The 21,513-nt window shown below is 37.7% G+C and carries 19 protein-coding genes; 14 read left to right on the forward strand and 5 right to left on the reverse strand.

The genetic code is table 11. From position 1 onward, the window contains the following. Positions 1-151 precede the first annotated feature (151 nt). Positions 152-1,963: a choice-of-anchor I family protein gene (locus Q4493_RS03680; RefSeq protein ID WP_303449493.1), complete on the forward strand. Its 1,812-nt coding sequence runs from the start codon at positions 152-154 to the stop codon at positions 1,961-1,963. Between the two features lie 220 nt (positions 1,964-2,183). Next, on the forward strand, positions 2,184-2,597 hold the full coding sequence (locus Q4493_RS03685) for a hypothetical protein (protein ID WP_303449494.1): 414 nt from the start codon (positions 2,184-2,186) through the stop codon (positions 2,595-2,597). A gap of 74 nt (positions 2,598-2,671) precedes the next feature. On the opposite strand, the gene pepB is transcribed toward Q4493_RS03685, so the two are convergent. Next, positions 2,672-3,976: an aminopeptidase PepB gene (gene pepB / locus Q4493_RS03690; RefSeq protein ID WP_303449495.1), complete on the reverse strand. Its 1,305-nt coding sequence runs from the start codon at positions 3,974-3,976 to the stop codon at positions 2,672-2,674. A 138-nt stretch (positions 3,977-4,114) separates the two neighbouring features. Beyond that, a complete protein-coding gene (locus tag Q4493_RS03695) occupies positions 4,115-4,840 on the reverse strand; it encodes an ABC transporter substrate-binding protein (RefSeq protein ID WP_303449497.1) in 726 nt (241 codons plus the stop codon). Positions 4,841-5,063: 223 nt separating this feature from the next. Here Q4493_RS03695 and sfsA point away from each other — a divergent pair, with 223 nt between their 5' ends. The 7 genes from sfsA (at position 5,064) to panC (ending at position 11,223) form a co-directional block, all read left to right on the forward strand. Further along, positions 5,064-5,771: a DNA/RNA nuclease SfsA gene (sfsA, locus tag Q4493_RS03700; RefSeq protein WP_303449499.1), complete on the forward strand. Its 708-nt coding sequence runs from the start codon at positions 5,064-5,066 to the stop codon at positions 5,769-5,771. 260 nt (positions 5,772-6,031) lie between these two features. Further along, positions 6,032-6,475 (forward strand): RNA polymerase-binding protein DksA, encoded by a 444-nt coding sequence (gene dksA / locus Q4493_RS03705; RefSeq protein WP_303449501.1) that lies wholly within the window; start codon positions 6,032-6,034, stop codon positions 6,473-6,475. Positions 6,476-6,487: 12 nt separating this feature from the next. After that, on the forward strand, positions 6,488-7,447 hold the full coding sequence (gene gluQRS, locus Q4493_RS03710; RefSeq protein WP_303449503.1) for a tRNA glutamyl-Q(34) synthetase GluQRS: 960 nt from the start codon (positions 6,488-6,490) through the stop codon (positions 7,445-7,447). Positions 7,448-7,560: 113 nt separating this feature from the next. Next, positions 7,561-8,964 (forward strand): polynucleotide adenylyltransferase PcnB, encoded by a 1,404-nt coding sequence (pcnB, locus tag Q4493_RS03715; protein ID WP_303449505.1) that lies wholly within the window; start codon positions 7,561-7,563, stop codon positions 8,962-8,964. After that, on the forward strand, positions 8,964-9,455 hold the full coding sequence (gene folK / locus Q4493_RS03720; protein WP_303449506.1) for a 2-amino-4-hydroxy-6-hydroxymethyldihydropteridine diphosphokinase: 492 nt from the start codon (positions 8,964-8,966) through the stop codon (positions 9,453-9,455). The genes pcnB and folK overlap by 1 nt, the downstream gene beginning before the upstream one ends. A gap of 58 nt (positions 9,456-9,513) precedes the next feature. Then, a complete protein-coding gene (gene panB, locus Q4493_RS03725) occupies positions 9,514-10,308 on the forward strand; it encodes a 3-methyl-2-oxobutanoate hydroxymethyltransferase (RefSeq protein ID WP_303449508.1) in 795 nt (264 codons plus the stop codon). A 63-nt stretch (positions 10,309-10,371) separates the two neighbouring features. Next, complete coding sequence (gene panC, locus Q4493_RS03730; RefSeq protein ID WP_303449509.1) at positions 10,372-11,223, forward strand: pantoate--beta-alanine ligase; 852 nt, start codon at positions 10,372-10,374, stop codon at positions 11,221-11,223. Between the two features lie 91 nt (positions 11,224-11,314). Here the strand turns inward: panC and rpmE are convergent, their stop codons facing one another. Next, the gene (gene rpmE / locus Q4493_RS03735) at positions 11,315-11,527 is read right to left on the reverse strand and encodes a 50S ribosomal protein L31 (RefSeq protein WP_303449511.1); all 213 of its coding nucleotides are present in this window, start codon (positions 11,525-11,527) and stop codon (positions 11,315-11,317) included. A gap of 249 nt (positions 11,528-11,776) precedes the next feature. Here rpmE and priA point away from each other — a divergent pair, with 249 nt between their 5' ends. The 4 genes from priA to hslU all read left to right on the forward strand — a co-directional run bounded on the left by priA (position 11,777) and on the right by hslU (position 16,710). Further along, a complete protein-coding gene (gene priA / locus Q4493_RS03740) occupies positions 11,777-13,987 on the forward strand; it encodes a primosomal protein N' (RefSeq protein WP_303449513.1) in 2,211 nt (736 codons plus the stop codon). Between the two features lie 141 nt (positions 13,988-14,128). Then, entirely contained in the window at positions 14,129-14,689 is a 561-nt protein-coding gene (locus Q4493_RS03745) for an SPOR domain-containing protein (RefSeq protein WP_303449515.1), read from the forward strand. Between the two features lie 97 nt (positions 14,690-14,786). Further along, positions 14,787-15,305, forward strand: coding sequence for an ATP-dependent protease subunit HslV (hslV, locus tag Q4493_RS03750; protein WP_303449517.1), 519 nt, complete (start codon positions 14,787-14,789; stop codon positions 15,303-15,305). Between the two features lie 76 nt (positions 15,306-15,381). Beyond that, entirely contained in the window at positions 15,382-16,710 is a 1,329-nt protein-coding gene (hslU, locus tag Q4493_RS03755) for an ATP-dependent protease ATPase subunit HslU (RefSeq protein ID WP_303449519.1), read from the forward strand. 160 nt (positions 16,711-16,870) lie between these two features. On the opposite strand, the gene Q4493_RS03760 is transcribed toward hslU, so the two are convergent. Together Q4493_RS03760 and Q4493_RS03765 are read right to left on the reverse strand one after the other, a co-directional pair. Further along, positions 16,871-18,730 carry a methyl-accepting chemotaxis protein gene (locus Q4493_RS03760; protein WP_303449521.1) on the reverse strand — a complete coding sequence of 620 codons (1,860 nt, stop codon included), beginning with the start codon at positions 18,728-18,730 and terminating at the stop codon, positions 16,871-16,873. Between the two features lie 125 nt (positions 18,731-18,855). Continuing rightward, on the reverse strand, positions 18,856-20,862 hold the full coding sequence (locus tag Q4493_RS03765; RefSeq protein WP_303449524.1) for a bifunctional diguanylate cyclase/phosphodiesterase: 2,007 nt from the start codon (positions 20,860-20,862) through the stop codon (positions 18,856-18,858). 165 nt (positions 20,863-21,027) lie between these two features. Here Q4493_RS03765 and rraA point away from each other — a divergent pair, with 165 nt between their 5' ends. After that, the gene (gene rraA, locus Q4493_RS03770) at positions 21,028-21,513 is read left to right on the forward strand and encodes a ribonuclease E activity regulator RraA (protein ID WP_303449526.1); all 486 of its coding nucleotides are present in this window, start codon (positions 21,028-21,030) and stop codon (positions 21,511-21,513) included.

Genomic DNA, 21,513 nt, shown 5'->3' on the forward strand with positions numbered 1-21,513 from the left:
GTTCCATTGAGTTAAGTTGTTATTAGTCAGTAAAGTATCAGACTACGGTAGTCATCGAAACGTAATTATACTGTCATCTATGCGCAAAATTTTTGTCATAAACATGCCATAAAGTAGCTCAAAATAACTCTACTCACTTAATGGTAATATAATGATAACACTTAAAAATATATCTTTAGCAGGTTTATTACTTGCTTCTCTCACCGCATGTAATGGTGATGACGGTAAAGACGGTTCAGCAGGCGTAACTGGCGAACAAGGAGTGCAAGGAGAACAGGGAGAGCAAGGTGTTGCTGGTGAAGACGGTAAAAGCGCCACTAAATCTTTAACAACGTCACTTATTGCACGTGCCGTATTAAATGCAGAGTCTCCTGAAGGAGCTGCTGAAATAGTACAATATCAACAATCAACAGGTTGGATTTATGCCATTAATAGTTCTGGCGAAAAAGCAACGGTTGATATTTTAGACTTAAATAATATTGATCCTGCTGCCTTAACTAAAGACAGTGAAGGTATAGTCACCAATACCAACATGTCTACTGTCATGCAAATTGATTTATCACTGAATACCGCCGGAGATGCAAACAGTGTAAGTGTTTCAAATACTTTAAATATTTTAGCCGTTGCAATGGCGGCAAATAATACTGGTGAACGAGGTTTTATTGCCTTTTATGATATTTCTGGTCCATCACCAAGCTTTATCAAAAATGTACAAGTAGGTTATTTACCAGATATGGTAGCAATTTCAAAAGATGGCACTAAAGTTGTGGTTGCCAATGAAGGTGAGCCGAATGGCGATTATTCAATTGATCCTGAAGGTAGTATTTCGATTATCGATATTAATGCTGGTGTTATTTCAGACACTGCGATCAATCTTGACTTCACTGCATTAAACGACAAAAAAACTGAATTAATGGCACAAGGGGTAATGTTTGCTAACCCTTCAGGTCGAACAATCAATGGCAACTTAATCAATACTACCGTCGCGATGGATCTTGAACCGGAATACGTCGCTATTTCATCAGATAATCAAACAGCGTTTGTTTCTATTCAAGAAAACAATGCGATGGCAGTGGTAAATTTAGCCACCAATACTTTGGTAGAAGTAAAAGGCTTAGGTTTTAAAGATTGGTCAAACTATCAGATTGATGCCTCTGATAAAGATGATGGCATCAATTTCCAAACTTACCAAAACTTATATGGCATGTATCAACCAGACACCATTGCAACCTTTACATGGCAAAATGCTAATTTTATTATCAGTGCCAATGAAGGAGATGGCAGAGAATATTTCTTTGACGCCAGTTCTGAAACTGATTGTATGTCGAAAGGTGGCTTAGATTATGATGAAGATGATGGCTGTCTAGCGTATATCGATGAGAGCCGCGTGGAAGATTTACCTTTAGACCCTGCTGCTTTTGCTCAAGTGAATAATGACGACAATGATATTGGTAGACTTAAAGTATCAAAAGTAAAAGGTGATATTGACGGCGATGGTGATTATGACCAGCTGTACACATACGGAGCCCGCTCTTTTTCTATTTGGGATCAAAATGGCAATATCATTTTTGATTCTGGCGATGACGTTGGCAAAATAACGGCAGCTATTCATGGTCAAGCCTTTAATAATGATGAAGATACTAACGAAGGCGATACACGTTCAGATGCCAAAGGTGCTGAGCCTGAAGCGCTAACCGTAGGAAAAATTGGAGAAAACACCTACGCATTTATCGGTTTAGAAAGAATGTCAGGCATCATGATTTATGACATCACCAACCCATTTAACGTAAGTTTTGTTGATTACTTTATCAACCGAGGCACCACTGAAGATGCCGATATTACTGGCGATTTAGCCCCAGAAGGCATGGCTTTTATTCCCGCTACGGCAACGTCAAGTGCGATGCTAATTGTTGGTAATGAAATTTCTGGCTCCGTCAGTGTATGGGAAATAAGCCAACCATAATAATTAAGCAAGTGTACTCAACCACCAAGGCTTCATGTATTGAAGCCTTTTTGCTTTTCAATCTTGCTAACCACCAAAATTTTTGTTCGATAGTACAAAAATAACCACTTGATTATAAACAGTTTAAAAACTTGCTTCTTTTGATAAATCTGCTTACTTGGCAGGCCTTAAAAAAATTGCTTCAATGTTATCCCTTAAACGAAACGGCAGGAGATATCACATGCAATTTGCAGAACATGGCAACTACACCATTCATCCTCAAGGTAACATATTAGTAGTTGATGCCCATGGACCTTTCAATGAGCTAACTGCTGATCTATACATTCAAGATATGTACGATGCATGTGAAAAATTTTCAGGAAAAACTTGGGGGTTATTAGTAACTTTTTATGGTAATAGTGTTTTCTCGCCCGAAGCAGAACAAGCCTTAATTGAAGTTACAAAATATCGAATGAAAAAAGGCATGATTGCAAACGCAACCGTTATTTTAGAAAGTAGTTCTGCCGATCTTCAACAAATGCAATTACGTCGCATATACCAAGGATGTAATCTCACGTTTCATGTTTTTAGTGATGTATACAGTGCCCGCAATTGGTTAGAAAGCTTTGTTGTGAAACAATCAAATGCAATGTAAACACCAGAACAATAATAATTTAAACCCAAAAAAGAGCGCAATACGCGCTCTTTTTTGGTTGAGATAACGAACGCTTATTCCAACGGCGCAGCGGTTAATAATTTAGCTATTGTCGCAATACCTAATCCGGTAGCACCAGCTGCCCAAAGTCCATTGCTGTTGCCGTTATAGGCAGCTGATAAATCAAAGTGTAACCAACCTTTCCCTTCATTAGGGACAAAACGCGATAAAAACCCTGCAGCATTACTTGCACCACCTGGTCCACCGCCTGGAATAGGTCGACTATTAGCGGTATCTGCGAATTCTGATGGACACTTTTCTTGATGCCAAGGCTCTAATGGCAATTGCCATAAAGGTTCATTCACCGATTTTGCCGTAAGTTTGGCTTGCTCAGCTAAATTTTGGTCGAGTGAAAATAGCGCAGAATAATCACCACCTGTTGCCATTACAGATGCACCAGTCAAAGTTGCGGCATCAATAATCATGTTTGGCTCACTCTCAGACGCGAGTAATAAACCATCGGCTAAAACTATTCGGCCTTCGGCGTCGGTGTTAGCCACTTCACACGTTACGCCATTTTTATAGGTTAAAATATCACTTAATTTATAAGCGTGGCTTGAAATCATATTTTCCGCACAGCACAAAATTAATTTCACTCGTTGGTTAAGCCCTTGACGAATCGCTAACGCCAAAGCACCAGCAACAACCGCAGCACCGCCCATATCCGCTTTCATATTAAACATGCCCGCATTCGACTTTATGCTGTAGCCACCACTATCAAAGGTAATGCCTTTACCCACTAAACAAGTTGAAACAGGAGTATTTCCATCCTGACTAGGATTAAAGTCTAATTCAAGCAAACAAGGTGGATGGACACTCCCCTTACCGACATTATAAATACCAACCCACCCTGCTTTTTCTAATGCTTCTCCTGCTATCACCTTGGCAGTAATGCTATCAGGAGCTTGCGCGGTAATATAATCTATTGCCGATTGCGCTAGACCTTCTGGGGGGAGTTGCGTTGGAGTTTGGTTGGTTAAATCACGCGCCCAAGCAAAGACAGCCAATTTATCATTTAAAGAATCAACAGACGATTTCTCACCGGTAAATTCAACCGAGGTTAATTTTTCAACGCATGTAAAACCTAATGCAAATGCCCATTGAGCTTCATCGCTCCACATATCACCGGTTAATTTCGCAAACTTCACGCCCATTTTTTCAATACTACGAGCAGCTTTTTGAATGCTTTGTAATGGAAAAGAATCGGCTAAATGAACATAAATATAAAAATTCCCCTCGTCCATTTGGACTAATTTTTCACGTTGCCAATCTGCAAGTATCGGTTGATTAATGAGTGATATCTGACAAGTTGAATTCATAACTTTAATTTCTCTTAATTAGGCTTCACTTAATTCTACACCAAATAGCCCAACTATAATTAACCAATTCAATGTTCTTGTAATTGAAAACAAAAGATTTTTCTGACGAAATTAGTAATATTCGGCTATTTATAGCGTTTATTTAAAATTAATCTGATATTTTTTTAATAACTCTTGGTAGTAAGGGGTATTTTTTAATTGTTTGGTAAGGGCACCAAGTTTGTCTTTTATTTCCTTTGAATCAGCTCTTTTGTTTGTTATGGCCATATATACAGGTGTTATCGATATATGAGGCTCTAATGGCTTTACTAATTCACTGACACTTTCCCTTACTAATATTTCTTTAAAAACCAATGGATTACTGATTAACAAATCAATTCGTTTGCCCAATAATAATTTCAGTAAAACATCTTCGGTTAAAGCTGGTAACTTATTTAAATAACTTGCTTGATCGAAGTATTGTCCATAGGAATATTCCCTAACGGTACCAATGGAATATGAAATTAACGAGGCTAACTTGCCATCAAATTCAATAGTATTATTTGCAAGAGTAAACAACTGATTTATTTCATCTCCATAGGCAGGTTCAACAAAATAATACGCTTGTTCTCGCGCGTTAGTCTTAAAAAGAGTCAAAATAAGATCGATTTTGCCTTCTTCGACAAAATGTAAAGCTCTTGGCCATGGTAGAATAATATATTCAAAGTCATAGTGTGAGTTTGCTTCGATATAATTCAACACATCAATAGAAAAACCTTTAGTTTTTTCATCTTCGATAGAATAAAACGGAGAATAACCTACCTTTTCAATTGCAACAGTTAGTATTGTTTTGTCTTGATTAATGGGAGAATCTGAAAAAGGCATAGTATTCGCGGTAACAGAAATAATAAAAAGGATAAGTATTAATATGCTATGCGCGAATCTCATTACAGTAACTTCGATTTTTAACAAGGGTGATTAAAACTTTAGCTCATTTATGTTTTTAAATCAGATAAAATTTTACTCTTCCTTCTTTATAATCATTAATATATTGAAGCTACCCTTTTATATCGCATAAAATGGCAACAAAAACATATAACCTTCCAAAATGAAAATAAACGTACAGCAAGCAACACTTATCAAACGCTACAAACGCTTTCTTGCTGATGTCATAGTAGAAAATGGCACAACGACTACCATTCATGTTGCTAACACAGGGGCAATGAGCGGTTGTGCTACTCCTAATGACACCGTTTTTTATAGTATTTCTGAGAATAAAAAAAGGAAATACCCGTTTAGTTGGGAAGTATCACAAACCGCTGAACAACATTGGATTTGCGTCAATACCATTAGAGCTAATCAACTCGTTGAAGAAGCACTGAATAATCAAAAAATTATCGAGTTGCAAAATTATACGGCTTTAAAACGTGAGGTTACATATGGCAATGAAGGCAGTAAGGTAGATTTTTATTTAATTGATGAGCAAAACAACGAAACTTTTATTGAAGTAAAAAGTGTCACACTACTTGAAGAGCAACAAGGTTATTTTCCTGACGCAAAAACCGAACGTGGACAAAAGCATTTACGAGAATTAATGGAAGTAGTCGAGCAAGGTAAGCGAGCCGTATTATTATTTGCCGTTTTACATTCCGGTATAAACTCTGTGAAAGCAGCGGCACATATCGATAGTAAGTATGCAACATTATTATCCTTAGCCAAAGAAAAAGGCGTAGAAGTTATCGCTTACCAAGCAAACTTTGAAAAGAAGCTAGATAGCATATATATAACGCTTGAAAACCCTTTAAGCGTGAAATAATCTCAGTAAAACATTGACGCGGTATAGCAAAACTTGATAAAAAAGTGGGCTTGCGGGTAAGGTAGACATAATCACAGGATAAGCGTACAGGCTAACTCTTTGATTTAATTTAATTAATATTTATTTTTTAATTTTTTCTTGAATTTTAAACACCGCAACACAATATAGTTCTGATAATTAAGATCTATTATAATTGGCACATGCAATCAGATAATAGAATTTACGCGTTATTTGATGTACGCAGCATTAGGAGAATAAGCATGCCAAACAACAAAAAAGCATTAGGCATATTAGCTTTAGCAGGTGTAGAGCCTTACGTAGAAAAAGCTGATGAAGAATACATGAACGCTGAGCAATCAGAGCATTTTAAGAAAATACTTGATGCTTGGCGTGTACAACTTCGTGAGGAAGTTGATCGTACTGTAACTCATATGCAAGACGAAGCAGCAAATTTCCCCGATCCCGTTGATCGCGCTGCACAAGAAGAAGAGTTCAGTCTTGAACTACGTACACGAGACCGTGAGCGTAAACTCATCAAGAAAATTGAAAAAACGTTACAGTTAATCGAAGAAGATGATTTTGGTTTTTGTAAAACGTGCGGTATTGAAATAGGTATCCGCCGTTTAGAAGCAAGACCAACAGCAGACTTATGTATTGAATGTAAAACCTTAGCTGAAATTAAAGAACGTCAGTTAGCTGGCTAATCATCATTATTGATGACTGCTAGTGACATAATGCGACCACAGTCTACTTATCGTGGTCGCTTTGCTCCTTCCCCTTCTGGTTACCTTCATTTTGGTTCGTTAATTACTGCTCTTGCGAGTTTTTTAGATGCCAAAAAAAATAATGGCACTTGGCTCGTTCGCCTTGAAGATATAGATCCGCCAAGAGAAAAAAAAGGCGCCAGTGCGCATATATTAAAAACATTAGCAGCTTTCGGTTTACATTGGGATGAAAACATCCTGTATCAAAGCAAACAAACAGATTATTACCAGCACATTATTGAGCAGCTTTTTAAAGAGCAGTATTGTTATTATTGTCAATGTACTCGTGCACAAATCAAAGCGATTGGCGGTATTTATCAAGGACACTGTCGTCATTTAAACCTAGATAAAAACCACAGTGCAATTAGAGTTATCAATCAGATTCAAATTGATCAGTATTCAGATCTCATCCAGGGAAAAATACAGTGTGATAAAGCTCTAGCAAGAGAAGACTTTATTATCCGAAGGAAAGATGGTTTATTTGCTTATCAACTGGCAGTAGTCGCCGATGATATTTACCAAAATATTAGTCACGTCATTCGCGGTTGTGACCTGCTTGAACCGACAACTCGCCAATTAAGCTTTTATCAACTATTAAGCGATAAAGCATTTCGTCATGTTTTATGGTCTGCCCAAGATGAAAGTCACGTTAGTAAGCATTTACAAGCGCCAGTTTTCGGTCATATCCCATTGGCGATTACAGAGCAAGGTTATAAACTCAGTAAACAAAATAAAGCGCCAGCAATTGATATTCAAAAACCACAACCAGCCCTTTTTGCTGCGCTACAATTTTTAGGTCAACAACCCCCTATCGATTTGAAACATTTAAATGTCGACGAAATCATCCAATGGGCAATTGCTCATTGGCAACTCGAATCCGTCCCCAAAAAGCAAGAAATCCAATTAACTTAAGTAATAAAATGGCTAAGATGCCGTTTTTTCATTCTCTTTTTAGCTACACTGTTATATTATTGCGCCGTTATTCTTCATTTCTATAGGCAGTTACCATTAAAAGCGTGATCAATTTGTGCAAAAAAGTTTTAGGCAAGAAAAAAAATAAAAAATCACCTAAAAATATCAACCACTCCCCACAAATTTATACTCGAGATCAACACCCCGTTTCTCGTAGTTTGATCAGCGCCAGCGCCTTAAAGGTTTTACACCGTTTAAACAAAAGCGGATACGAAGCTTACCTTGTTGGTGGTGGCGTACGAGACATTTTACTGGGGTTAGCCCCAAAAGATTTTGATATCGCAACCAATGCCACACCTGAGCAAATAAAAGCCTTGTTCAGAAACTGTCGTTTAATTGGTCGACGTTTTCGTTTAGCGCATATTGTATTTGGCCGAGAGATAATCGAAGTTGCCACTTTTAGAGGACACCATGAAAGCGCTCCTCAAAAACAACAAAATTGCCAAAAAACCTCTAAACAAAGCGAACATGGCATGTTGTTGCGTGACAATATTTATGGTTCTATCGATGAAGATGCTGAACGCCGAGATTTCACTATCAACGCATTGTATTATTCATCAGCCGACTTCAAAATTTACGATTTTGCTGACGGGATCAGTGATATAAACGCTAAAAAAATTCGACTAATTGGGGATCCAGAAACACGCTACCGTGAAGATCCGGTAAGAATGTTGCGTGCGATTCGCTTTGCCACCAAGCTTGACATGGATATTAGCGAGGAAACTCGCAGCCCTATAAAATCCCTGGCGCCATTACTTGAAAACATACCGCCAGCGCGAATGTTTGAAGAGTTTTTAAAGTTATTTCTTTCTGGCAAAGCATTGAGTAACTTTCACTTATTACGTGAGTACCAACTTTTTCGTTATTTTTTCCCGATTGTTGATCAAGCGCTTAATAATAATGATGACCCTTATATCTTGCCATTTATTGAACAAGCTTTAAAAAATACTGATGACCGAATTAATAATGATAAACGTGTCACTCCTGCTTTTTTATTTGCTGTTTTTTTATGGTATCCCTTACAAAAACAGATTTCTCAACTACGAGCACAAACGCAATTAACGCCGCAAGATGCATTTTTTAATGCCTTAGGTGAAATAATGTCGGAGCAACAACGTAGTATTGCGATTCCTAAGCGTTTTCAAGCGGTGATGAAAGACATTTGGATATTACAAGATAAACTCAATAAGCGAGTCGGTAAACAAGCCTATAAAGCTTTCGAACACCCCAAATTTAGAGCAGGATACGATTTCTTATTGTTGCGCAGTGACATTGAAACAACCGCTGAAAATACTCACCTTGCTGAATTAGCTAAATGGTGGACTGACTTTCAACAAAACAATCATGATACGCAACAGCTAATGATAAAAAGTATTGTAAAGTCAGGCACAACACAACGACGAACGCCACGTAAACGTCGTAAGCCTAAAAGCCAAGCGCCAAAAAGCAGTGAATAATGACTTTAGCGTACATTGGACTTGGCAGTAATTTATCTGATCCCAAAGCTCAAATTCATCAAGCAATTGAGCAAGTAAAAGCGATCCCAAATACTCGTAGCACCAGCATATCTTCATTGTATTTTAGTCGTCCTATGGGACCACAAGATCAACCCGATTATATGAATGCTGTAATGGCAGTAGAAACCAACTTGCCTGCTCTTGCCTTACTAGATCATTTACAAGCAATAGAAAATAAAGCTGGGCGAGTTCGAAAAGAAAACCGTTGGGGCGCGCGTATTTTAGACCTTGATATTCTTCTTTTTGGTAATGAAGTTATCAATAACGAACGGTTAACAGTTCCTCATTATGGTATGAAGGTACGTGAATTTGTGCTTATTCCCTTGGCCGAAATTGCTGAAACACTAATCATGCCTGATGGTACTAGCATTTCAACACTTGCTAGAAACATCGCCACGAATGATTTAAAAATTCATAGCCAATTAGACTAAATACGTTAAAATAAAACTCAATTAAACATAATCTAACGTTTACAACTCTGGAAATATCATGGCAAAAATTACCACAGCAACCTTACAGAAAATGAAGCAAAATGGTGAAAAAATATCCACCATTACCGCTTATGATGCAAGTTTCGCTAAATTATTTGACCAAGCGGGTATTCATGCCATTTTAATTGGCGATTCTTTAGGAATGGTATTACAAGGGCAAGACGATACCTTACCTGTTGACATTGAGCATATGGCATATCATACACAGAGTGTTAAACGCGGTGTCGAAGAAACGCTTATTATTAGCGATATGCCTTTTATGAGCTATGCCACTAAAGAGCAAGCTTTTATTAATGCTGCCAAGCTCATGCAAGCAGGCGCAAGCATGGTAAAAATAGAAGGTGGCTTATGGTTAGCGGAAACCATTCAAGGCTTAGTTGAGCGTGGTATCCCTGTTTGTGCCCATTTAGGGTTAACGCCTCAATCAGTGAATGTATTTGGCGGTTTTAAGGTGCAAGGTCGTGACGAAGATAAAGCACTTGAAATGATCGAGCATGCTAAAGCTTTAGAAGCGGCCGGCGCACAACTCTTAGTACTTGAATGTATTCCTGCAGGTCTAGGTAAAGCGATTTCACAGGCGATATCAATTCCCACCATTGGTATTGGTGCGGGTAAAGATACTGACGGTCAAATTCTTGTTATGCATGATGCATTAGGCATCTCGTGTAGCTATATGCCTAAATTTTCACGTAATTTTTTAATCGATACTGGCGATATTAAAAAGGCAATCGAACTTTATATTTCAGAAGTCAGTAAAGGCAACTTCCCTGGCGACGAACATGTTTTTAAATAAACACCAGTCTGAATCACCACTTCTAGCAACTTCGATTCTGCTAAATCGTAAAGGTAATACATTATGAAAACAGTCAGTGAAATCAGTGAACTTCGCGAAACCATCAAAGCCTGGCATCAACAAGGCCTTACCGTCGCATTTGTCCCTACCATGGGCAACCTCCATGCTGGCCATATTTCGCTTATCACTGAAGCACATAAACATGCAGATAAAGTCGTTGCGAGTATTTTTGTTAATCCTATGCAGTTTGGTGCTAATGAAGATATTGATAGTTACCCAAGAACAATGGCCGACGATCAACAAAAGCTGATTGCTGCAAAGACCGATTTACTTTTCACGCCAACTCCCGAGATTATTTACCCGAAAGGGCTAGATAAGCAAAGCTATGTTGAGGTTCCTAATGTCTCCGAAGGTTATTGTGGTGAAAGTAGACCAGGACATTTTCGTGGTGTTGCCACTATTGTTTGTAAATTATTTAATCTAGTGCAGCCTGATGTTGCTTGTTTTGGTTTAAAAGATTATCAACAAGTACAAGTGATTCAAACCATGGTAGAAGACCTATCAATGCCGATAAAAATTGTACCGGTGGAAACTATGCGTGAAGCGAGCGGTCTTGCCTTGAGTTCTCGAAATGGTTATTTAACGGAAGAAGAGCTAAAAGTAGCACCGGCATTAAGTCAAAATATTCAATGGTTAGCTGAGCAAATTAAGCAAAATAATGATTTTATCGGCTTAGCTAAAAAAGCAGCCAGTTATATTGATAATGCCGGCTTACAAACTGACTATATTCATATTTGCCATGCTCGCACCCTACAGCCTGCCAGTGAAGACGATCATGAATTAGTGATATTGGCAGCGGCACATTGCGGCAAAGCAAGGTTAATTGATAATTTACAAGTCACATTAACTCGTTAAGACTGCGATAATTTGCTTTGAACATACAGTAGTAGACATAAAAAAAGCGCCCGTCGGCGCTTTTTTCAAACATTTTGCTAACTGACTAAGATTACTTCTTAGACAATGCACCAAAACGTTTATTGAATTTATCAACACGACCACCAGTCTCAGCAGCTTTTTGCTTACCAGTGTAGAATGGGTGACATTCTGAACATACATCTAAATGTAAATCTTTACCTACTGTAGAACGAGTAGTAATAACGTGTCCACAAGAACAAGTTGCCTTGAACTCTTCGTATTTTGGGTGGATGCCTTCTTTCATGGGTAACCTCTGTATAGGCCGTATCGCCACTTAGTCAGTATTTATTGACTGCTAAGCACCATACGAGTTAAAAATAATGGTGGCGAATAATAAAGGATCGCCTTAACCACTGCAAGAGAAACTGATAAAAAATTAACCATTGTCTGATTTTTCGCTAATTATCGATGATAACGACACTCTTTGCTTGGCAAGCCAGTACTAAACATTCAAAATAACCTCAACGTAATTGACAGAAAGAAGACGAATATTTTGCTGCAGGATATTTATATACAAGTTGCCATTCCCGTCCCTATGCGTCAGTTATTCACTTATCTTGTGCCAAAAACGTTACTCAACGAAAAAAGCTTAGTGGGTGAGCGTGTTATTGTGCCTTTTGGCCATCGTCAGGTAATTGGCATTGTCATTTCAGTTGACGAAGATCCCCCCTTAGAAAAAGAAAAATTAAAGGCAATTATTAGTCGCATCGACTCTAACACTCACTTACCCGAGCCTTTACTAAAATTACTCACCCTTGCAGCTCGCTACTATCACCACCCAATTGGTGATGTCTTTCAGCAAGCTTTGCCAGTTTTACTGAGAAAAACCGAACCTCCGAAATCCCCCGTTTGTCATTATTGGCAGTTCAATGAAAAGTGCGAACAAGCTCAAGTAGACAAATTTAAGCAGGGCCGCGCTAAAAAACAAATTCAGTTACTGCTCCTAATTGAGAATCATCATAAATTGACCTGGCCTGAAATTCGAACGTTAGGTTACACCAAAGCGCAATTGAACAGCTTAGAAGAAAAAGAATTTATCACTACAATAGAAAAACCGATCGAGGTTTATCATTGGCAAAAGGAATATTTAAATAAAAGTGACAAACTGGCTTTATCTGCTGAACAAGCAGTCATTGTTTCGGCTATTGATCAATCCACTGAGCAATACAGTTGTCATTTAGTTGATGGCGTAACTGGCAGCGGTAAAACTGAAGTGTATCTGCAAGCCATGGAAAAAATACTCGCCAACAATCAGCAAGTACTCGTGCTTGTTCCTGAAATCGGTTTAACGCCACAAACATTAAACCGATTTGAACAACGCTTTAATGTGCCTATTTTTTTGCACCATTCAGGTTTAAATGACAAAGAACGCTTTGATACGTGGCAAAGTGCCTTACAAAACTGCGCAGCAATTGTTATTGGTACCCGTTCAGCGGTTTTTAGTCCGTTAGCAAAACTAGGATTGATTATTGTTGATGAAGAGCATGACGGATCATTTAAACAACAAGACAGCTTTCGTTATCATGGCAGAGACATCGCTATTTTACGTGCCAAGCAATTAAACATTCCTATTGTTTTAGGTAGTGCGACTCCGAGTTTTGAGTCTTTACAAAATGCTTTAACTAACAAATATCATTATCATCAATTAACCAAACGTGCAGGTAAAAGTGTTGAAGCGAAAATATCGTTAATTGATGTAGCAAATCAACCCTTAGAATTTGGCCTTTCAAAACCACTTAAACAATTAATTAGCACCACACTTAACAAAGGTGAACAAGTGTTGGTGTTTTTAAATCGCCGAGGGTTTGCGCCGGCTATCAATTGTAATGAATGTCACTGGGTTGCAGAATGTCATCGATGCAATAAACCTTATACCTTGCATCGCTCACAAGGTTTATTAATTTGTCATCATTGTACTAGCCAAAAACGTATTCCACATCAATGCCCAGATTGTGGCAGTGTGCGTATTAAGCCTGTTGGCCAAGGTACCGAGCAAATAGAAGAATACTTAGCAGAAACCTTTAATCAATACAGTACGGTGCGTATCGACCGAGACAGCACCCGAAAAAAGGGAGAATTAGCAAAACGCCTGCAAGCTATTACCGATAAAGAGCATCAAATTTTAATTGGCACACAAATGTTGGCCAAAGGCCATCATTTTCCTGATGTCACCTTAGTTGCCATGTTAGATATTGATGGCGCATTATTTAGTTTTGATTATCGAGCCAGTGAACACATGGCGCAATTATTAGTACAAGTTGCTGGACGTGCTGGGCGTGCCAGTAAACCTGGAAAAGTGATTGTACAAACTCAATACCCACAACACCCCTTACTACAAGACTTAGTGAATAATGGCTATCGTCATTTTGCCCAACAAAGTTTAACAGAACGAAAAATGGCGTATTTACCCCCTTTTGGCTATCAAGCCCTTTTTAGAGCCGAAGCAAATTATCCTTCCTACCCTGAAAAGTTTTTACGTCAACTCGCTCAAACCCCAATTTCATCCTGTGAAATAGCGGGTCCTATGCCTGCAGCGATGGAAAAGAAAGCAGGAAAATATCGTTATCACTTGATTTTACAAGCAAAATCTCGACCGGAATTACACGCAGCAATTCGTCAAATAATAGCGCAAAGTCAACAAAACGAATGGCTTAATAAAGTACGTTGGACCATTGATATCGATCCAATAGATCTCAGTTGGTAAGCGATAAAAAAATAAGAAAATGTAGATATTAAAGACGGTTATGCTCTTTTCACGAATAAAGGCGAATATTCCCTGTTAATTTCAAAACAATTAGCTAAAATAACCGAAGTTTTTAGCATTCACATAGATAAATAAGCACTAATGGCTCATCAAGATTACGTATCGCGCCCGCGCACTCCCAAAAAAAAGAGTAATCCTTATAAAGAAAAACAAGCAGAAACTCCAGCAGGTGTTCCATTAAAAACTAAACTTATTGCTTTAGTATTATTGATTGCATTATCGGCATTTGGCTATTTATTGTGGTCAATTAAAGATATTGAAACACCAACCGTTGAACAACAAATTCAAGAGTCAAAAGAGGAAAGCAACGCCAGTCAATTACCTACGCCGCCAAAAGAAAAATGGCAATATATGGAGCAACTTAAATCGAAAGAAGTTGAAGTAGGCGAATATGCGGTTGAAGAAAAAGGTCCGTATAAAATGCAATGTGGTTCATTTCGAACCCGAAAACAAGCAGAAGTGATGAAAGCTAAAATAGCTTTCTCAGGTTTATCCGCGCAAATTAGTGCTGCAAAAGGATCAAGCGGTACATGGCATAAAGTATTTTTAGGCCCATATGAGAAAAAACGTAATGCGGAAAAAGATAAGCACAAATTAAATAGCAACAATATCAGCACTTGCCAAATATGGTTATGGAAATAATTTCCACTCATCCTTGAAAAGTTCACGACAGACCCTTATTTAATTTACATTGATATAGCTGATGCGTCCGTATCAGCCTAAATTTTTGAGGTTTGTTGTGACTACTATTGTATCTGTAAGACGTAATGGCAAAGTAGCTATTGGTGGCGATGGCCAAGTTTCCCTTGGTAACACGGTAATGAAAGGTAATGCCAAAAAAGTGCGTCGTTTATATAACGACAAAGTACTAGCGGGTTTTGCTGGCGGTACCGCCGATGCTTTTACCCTTTTTGAGCGCTTTGAAAGTAAACTTGAACAACATCAAGGACATTTAACCAAAGCCGCCGTTGAATTAGCAAAAGACTGGCGCAGTGATCGCGCATTACGAAAATTAGAAGCTTTATTAGCCGTAGCTGACGAGACAGCTTCGTTGATCATTACCGGTAATGGCGACGTAGTTCAGCCAGAGCACGACTTAATCGCCATTGGTAGTGGCGGAAATTTCGCACAATCCGCGGCTACGGCATTATTAGAAAACACCGAGCTTTCCGCCAGAGAAATTGTCGAAAAATCATTAAAAATTGCTGGTGACATTTGCGTGTTTACCAACCATTCTCAAACAATCGATGAACTTTAACCAAACATTATATTTTATTGCTTTAATTTCAACACGATAAAGCAACAGTATTACTCCCAGCAGTAAGGAAATAAATATGTCGAACATGACACCGCGTGAAATTGTTCACGAACTCGATAGCCACATTGTAGGTCAAGCGGATGCAAAACGTGCTGTTGCTATAGCACTGCGTAATCGCTGGCGTCGCATGCAATTAAATGAAGAATTGCGCAGCGAAGTTACCCCGAAAAATATATTAATGATAGGCCCTACTGGTGTCGGTAAAACAGAGATTGCTCGTCGATTAGCAAAACTGGCAAACGCACCGTTTATCAAAGTAGAAGCCACTAAATTTACCGAAGTGGGTTATGTTGGTAAAGAAGTAGAAACGATTATTCGTGACCTTGCAGATATGGCATTTAAAATGACCAAAGAGCAAGAAATGGCTCGCGTAAAACATCTTGCTGAAGAAGCCGCTGAAGAACGTATTTTAGATGTATTAATTCCTAATCCACGTGATAATTTTGGCAATGAAGAAAGTTCAGATAACAGTAGTACACGTCAGATTTTCCGTAAAAAATTACGAGAAGGAACATTAGATGATAAAGAAATTGAGTTAGACCTTGCCGCGCCACAAGTTGGCGTAGAAATCATGGCGCCTCCTGGCATGGAAGACATGACCTCGCAATTGCAAAATATGTTTCAAAGCATGTCGAGTGAAAAAACCAATAAACGTAAACTGAAAATAAAAGATGCCTTTAAAGCATTGCAAGAAGAAGAAGCTGCCAAAATTGTCAACCCAGAAGACATAAAAGCGAAAGCGCTTGAAGCGGTTGAACAAAATGGCATTGTTTTCGTTGATGAAATAGACAAAATTTGTAAACGCGGTGACACCTCAGGACCTGATGTTTCTCGTGAAGGTGTACAACGTGACTTATTGCCATTAGTTGAAGGCTCAACCGTTAGTACAAAACACGGTATGGTAAAAACGGATCATATTTTATTTATTGCTTCTGGTGCCTTTCAAATGGCAAAACCATCTGATTTAATTCCAGAGTTGCAAGGACGTTTACCGATTCGCGTTGAACTTCAAGCATTAACGAGCGATGATTTTGTTCGAATTCTTACCGAACCTAATGCATCGTTAACCGAACAATATATTGCCTTGATGGCTACAGAAGGTGTTGATATTTCTTTTAGTGAAGATGGCATTAAAGCAATCGCAAAAGCTGCATGGCAAGTCAACGAAACAACCGAAAATATCGGTGCTCGTCGATTACATACTATGATGGAAAAGCTAACCGAAGAAATCTCTTATACTGCGAATGATCGTAGTGGTGAGGTGATTGTCATTGATGAAAAACACGTGCAAGATACACTCAATGATGTTGTGAAAAACGAAGACTTAAGTCGTTTTATTCTTTAATAGACTTATTCAAAATTATTGGCGAATACAAGCTATGCATGTTTAGCCAAAAAACTTTTAAAAAAGGCGCTTTTAAGCGCCTTTTTTCTTGAAAATTTATCAAAAAAACAAGCTAACAATTATCTCAAATAGATAGCCTAAAATAGATAGCTAGATTTACTTAAACTTTAAACTGATTCACTTCGTTATTTAATACATCAGCTTGCTGTGAAAGCTCTTCACTCATTTGACCATTTTGAGCCGCTGATTCACCTGAACTTTCAGCTACATCTCGAATCATTACAACATGTTGATTCACTTCAGACGCTACGGTGCTTTGCTCTTGAATAGCTGTGGCAATCGCAGTATTCATTTCCATGATGGTTGAAACATCTTGTGTTATTTCTTCTAACATTTCACCCGCAGAACTAGCTTGATCAGCACTCTCTTGACCTTGGGTACGGCAAGCAGCCATATGAGAGACAATATCTTTCGTTCTTGATTGTAATGAACTAATTATGCTTTCAATTTCTTGCGTTGAATCTTGTGTTCTACTGGCTAATGTTCTTACCTCATCAGCTACAACAGCAAAACCTCGCCCTTGTTCACCGGCTCGTGCCGCTTCAATAGCCGCGTTGAGCGCCAGCAAGTTTGTTTGTTCTGCAATACCTCGAATAACATCTAAGACTGAGCCTATAGTGTCGCTGTCTTTCGCTAATTCTTGGACAATATTTTCTGATTCTAATAAAGTATTCGACAACTGATCAATTTGAGAAATAGTACTTTCAACACCCGATTTACCCTTTTCAGCATTAAGGTGAGTCGTTTCAGCTTTATTTGCAGCCTCATGAGTATTGCTCGCTATTTCATCCACCGTAGCGACCATTTCAGTCACGGCAGTAGCCACTAAATCTGTTTGTTGTATTTGTGAATCAACACCTTCGTTCGCCTTGTGAATATTTTCTGAAAGGTTACGCGTTGCAATATTTACTGTATCAACCGATTGGTTTACTTGTACGATTAAGTTTCTAAAACTACCAATCATCTGATTAAACACGCCTGCCATTTCTGCGAGTTCATCATTTCCTTCCGTTGAAATAGCAATCGATAAGTCTTTCTTATTCGAGATGTCGATCATAGTATCTTTAAGTTTATTGATGCTATTTAAAATATCTCTACTCGTCCAAACTGCGGCACTAATCGCTAAGACTAGAATAATAAATGATGTACTGTATGAAATAGTATCGATATAAGCTATATGATCTTTCACATCTTGTTTCGTTCTCGCAACCAGCTGAGTAGTAAGATCATCTACTTGATGAATGGTATTCCTCATTTCTCCTAATAAGCCTTCAGATGCTGTTAAGCCTAGTTTGACTTGACCGGTAACTAAATCTTCAAAGGCACTTTGGTAAATATTGATACTATCAATTAAGGTATTTTTAGTGGCAGCATCAAAGTCACTCGCGTTTATATTACTAATAAAAGCTTGCGCATTATTTTGCCATCGAGTGACGTACTTTTCATCGAGACGTAACATAAAATCTTTTTCATTTCGACGTAATTGCAACATATCACTGAGTAATTGAAAGTCACTACTACCAATTAGTGCTTCAGCGTCTGCAACAGCACTTCTTAAGTTACCATATAAACCATCGGTAGGAGTTAAGCCTATTTCCTTTTGTATATCAGCGATTTCAAGAAACTTTGTTTCATAGTCACTCACCACTTTTAAAAGGCTATTAACTTGGCTAGTATCTGAAGAATTACTCTTAAACACATCTGCTAGATGGTTTAAATCAGTTTTTAATACTCTCACCTCCTTTTTAAAAGATTCTACGTATTTCAGTTCTTTTCGCGCAAGAAAGTCCTTCTCGTAACGCCTAAGGTTTAATACATCGCTATTAATTGCTCCAATGGTACGAGCAATATCCAAGTCTTTTTGTAGTGATCCAGAAGAATAGTTTAATATCATTAATAATAAGACTATCGCAACCACCAATATCGACGTATTTAAAGTAAGTTTGTGTTTAATTAACATAAATAGATTCCAAGCGAAAAATAAAAAATAATGCAGACTTTAGAAAGTATAGACACATTTTAAAAAATAAAGGAACTTTATAAGGTATTATAAGTTATTAATTATTAGTTAGTATTTTAGTGAGGTTACTTTTTTCGAGTTAAGTAATCTTCAATTTTTTCAGCTGGAAGTGGTGGGTTAATAAAATAACCTTGTACGGCGTCACAACCAAGCTTCCTTAAAAGGTTTAATTGCTCTAAAGTTTCGACCCCTTCTGCTAGCACTCGCTTACCTAAACCATGTGATAACTTGATCATTGAAGTAACAATGGTTAAATCAGAATCATTGGTTGAAAATTCAGTAATAAAACTGCGATCAATCTTTATTTTATCGATAGGTAATTGACGTAAATACGCTAAAGAAGAATAACCAGTACCAAAGTCATCAATCGATACTTTAATACCCATATTTTGCAAAACAACAATGGTATCCATTGCAACACTAATATCGGTGATAACAACATTTTCAGTGATTTCAAGCTCTAGATAGCTTGATGGAATATCGTATTTAAACAAAAGCATTTGAATTTTAGAGACTAATTTAGGATCTTGAAATTCAACTGCCGTCATATTAACCGCAATAGCAACACGACGTTTGTATTTCTTATACCAGTGAGCATTGGTTTTACAGGCAAGATCTAATACATAGTTATCAAGCTCACCATTTAAACCTAAAGCATCAAAATCAGGTAAAAATTTATCAGGTGATAAAAATCCTTTTTCAGGATGCTGCCATCGAACTAGCGCTTCAACGCCTTCAATTCTGTTAGTTAATAAATTTAGTTGGGGCTGATAATACAAAATAAATTCTTGATTCAATAATCCTTTGCGAATTTCTTTTTCGACCGCTAATAAATGACGGCCATGTGATTGCATGCCGCTTTCATACTTAACACTTGGAATTTTTTGGCTTTCTGCATGAAAAAGCGCTGAGTTAGCTTTTTTCAATAAGTCTTCCGCTTCATTACTGTCTTGTGGTGATAAACAATAACCAACACTACATTGTAGAGGAACCTCTTGATTATTCACCAGATAAGGACGGGAAATTAAATCATGTAAGTGCTGAGCAGCTTTTTCCTGCTGGCTATCATCAATAATTTCTATTGCAAAAACAAACGAATCTCCACTTAGTCGACCAACCACTAGCGGTAATAAAATACTTTCAGATAACCGAACCGCAATTTGTCCTAAAATTAAATCACCTACTTTTAAACCGTAGGTATCATTGATGAACTTAAATCTTTTTATATCAATAAGATAAACAGCCAGTTTTTGATTGTTGGCAACCGCTTGTTCAATCGCAAGAGGCAGTTTTTCAATGACTTGTTCGCGATTTAGCGCTCCCGTTAGTAAATCATGTTTATCTAAGTATTGGGCTCGATTTATTGCCACTTCGGCCACACTTCTCTCTGCTCCTTGCATCCAGACCAGCAACAAAAACCCTAAAGTAACTTTGGCACCAAAATCAAAATACACCAATATAGCGGCAAACTCTTGCAGCCAAGGCTCAGTTAAGAAACCAACAGATAAGAATGAAAACAATAAGTATCGAAAACACATCAAAGCACTATAGAAAAGTAAAATAGTGCCTGAGAAATGAAGCTTTTTAAGATTAAAAACAAAGAAGAAAATAAACATAAATATACCTGCAAAGATAAAGTCAGCTAAACTTTCTCGCAGATAAAATCGATTAAAGACCGCTTGCTCATCAAAAGCAAAAAGTAATGAGACAAAAATTCCCAGAAGAATAGGAACAAAGATGGTTTTTTTCACAAAGCGATTTGAATATTTTAAGTGTTTATTGGTGTAATACAAACCAATAAAGAACAACCAAATAAACAAGTATTGATTCACTTGAATAATACAAGTTAATAAAATTTGACCCGGTGATAAATCATCATATTGAGGTAATAAATGTTGTATTGAAATAGCCAAGTGTTGCACACTTAAGCAAGCTAAACTAAGCGTCCAATATTTGACATATCGGCGACCGAAGCCTTGATAAAACGAATAAAGTAAATAGGTAAGAAAGCTATAAACTACTGTTTCAATAGAAAATAAGAAGCCTAAGGCAAAGTTATTATCCACACCCATTAATTATGTTTCCCATGAAGATGATACCAACATTTAATAGTCTTTTTTTATAGATTACAAGTACAAAGGTTAAAATTAACACAGCTTGCTCTTGTACCTAACTATAGGCGTTGTATACTCTTATTGAAAAATAATTCGCAAAACAATTAAATTAGGAAAACTACAATGGAATATAATACTTCAGAGTTATGTAATATTTACGCTGATTTAGTTGACGTGTTAGAACCTATTTTTTGCAACTATGGCGGTCGTAGTTCATTTGGTGGTACTGTTGTTACCATTAAGTGTTTTGAAAGCAACGGAATTATTGAGCAATTAGCGCAAACTGACGGAACAGGTAAAGTACTTGTGATTGACGGCGGTGGTTCAACACGACGTGCCTTAATCGACGTTAACATAGCAGAAACCGCAGCGAGCAATAATTGGGAAGGCATTATTTGCTACGGTAGTGTCAGGGATGTTGACGCACTTGAAGAGATTGATCTTGGTATTCAGGGGTTAGTGTCTATTCCTGTTGGTGCAACCGATACAGATCATGGTGAAAGCGACTTAGCAGTAAATTTTGCTGGCGTTACTTTCTTACCTGATGATCATGTATACGCAGATAATACCGGCATTATACTTTCTCCTGAGCCGTTAGATATTGAATAG

It is taken from the genome of Colwellia sp. 1_MG-2023 (genome assembly GCF_030546755.1).
In the GTDB taxonomy this organism is placed as follows: Bacteria; Pseudomonadota; Gammaproteobacteria; order Enterobacterales; family Alteromonadaceae; genus Thalassotalea_H.

What these genes read in the sequence shown, in the direction of transcription:
- gluQRS (WP_303449503.1), top strand. Translation starts at nt 6,488, where the DNA reads ATGACTGCTAGTGACATAATGCGACCACAGTCTACTTATCGTGGTCGC.
- rraA (WP_303449526.1), top strand. Translation starts at nt 21,028, where the DNA reads ATGGAATATAATACTTCAGAGTTATGTAATATTTACGCTGATTTAGTT.
- rpmE (WP_303449511.1), bottom strand. Translation starts at nt 11,527, where the DNA reads ATGAAAGAAGGCATCCACCCAAAATACGAAGAGTTCAAGGCAACTTGT.
- panB (WP_303449508.1), top strand. Translation starts at nt 9,514, where the DNA reads ATGGCAAAAATTACCACAGCAACCTTACAGAAAATGAAGCAAAATGGT.
- dksA (WP_303449501.1), top strand. Translation starts at nt 6,032, where the DNA reads ATGCCAAACAACAAAAAAGCATTAGGCATATTAGCTTTAGCAGGTGTA.
- Q4493_RS03695 (WP_303449497.1), bottom strand. Translation starts at nt 4,840, where the DNA reads ATGCCTTTTTCAGATTCTCCCATTAATCAAGACAAAACAATACTAACT.
- Q4493_RS03760 (WP_303449521.1), bottom strand. Translation starts at nt 18,730, where the DNA reads ATGTTAATTAAACACAAACTTACTTTAAATACGTCGATATTGGTGGTT.
- panC (WP_303449509.1), top strand. Translation starts at nt 10,372, where the DNA reads ATGAAAACAGTCAGTGAAATCAGTGAACTTCGCGAAACCATCAAAGCC.
- Q4493_RS03680 (WP_303449493.1), top strand. Translation starts at nt 152, where the DNA reads ATGATAACACTTAAAAATATATCTTTAGCAGGTTTATTACTTGCTTCT.
- sfsA (WP_303449499.1), top strand. Translation starts at nt 5,064, where the DNA reads ATGAAAATAAACGTACAGCAAGCAACACTTATCAAACGCTACAAACGC.
- Q4493_RS03765 (WP_303449524.1), bottom strand. Translation starts at nt 20,862, where the DNA reads ATGGGTGTGGATAATAACTTTGCCTTAGGCTTCTTATTTTCTATTGAA.
- Q4493_RS03685 (WP_303449494.1), top strand. Translation starts at nt 2,184, where the DNA reads ATGCAATTTGCAGAACATGGCAACTACACCATTCATCCTCAAGGTAAC.
- pepB (WP_303449495.1), bottom strand. Translation starts at nt 3,976, where the DNA reads ATGAATTCAACTTGTCAGATATCACTCATTAATCAACCGATACTTGCA.
- hslU (WP_303449519.1), top strand. Translation starts at nt 15,382, where the DNA reads ATGTCGAACATGACACCGCGTGAAATTGTTCACGAACTCGATAGCCAC.
- folK (WP_303449506.1), top strand. Translation starts at nt 8,964, where the DNA reads ATGACTTTAGCGTACATTGGACTTGGCAGTAATTTATCTGATCCCAAA.
- Q4493_RS03745 (WP_303449515.1), top strand. Translation starts at nt 14,129, where the DNA reads ATGGCTCATCAAGATTACGTATCGCGCCCGCGCACTCCCAAAAAAAAG.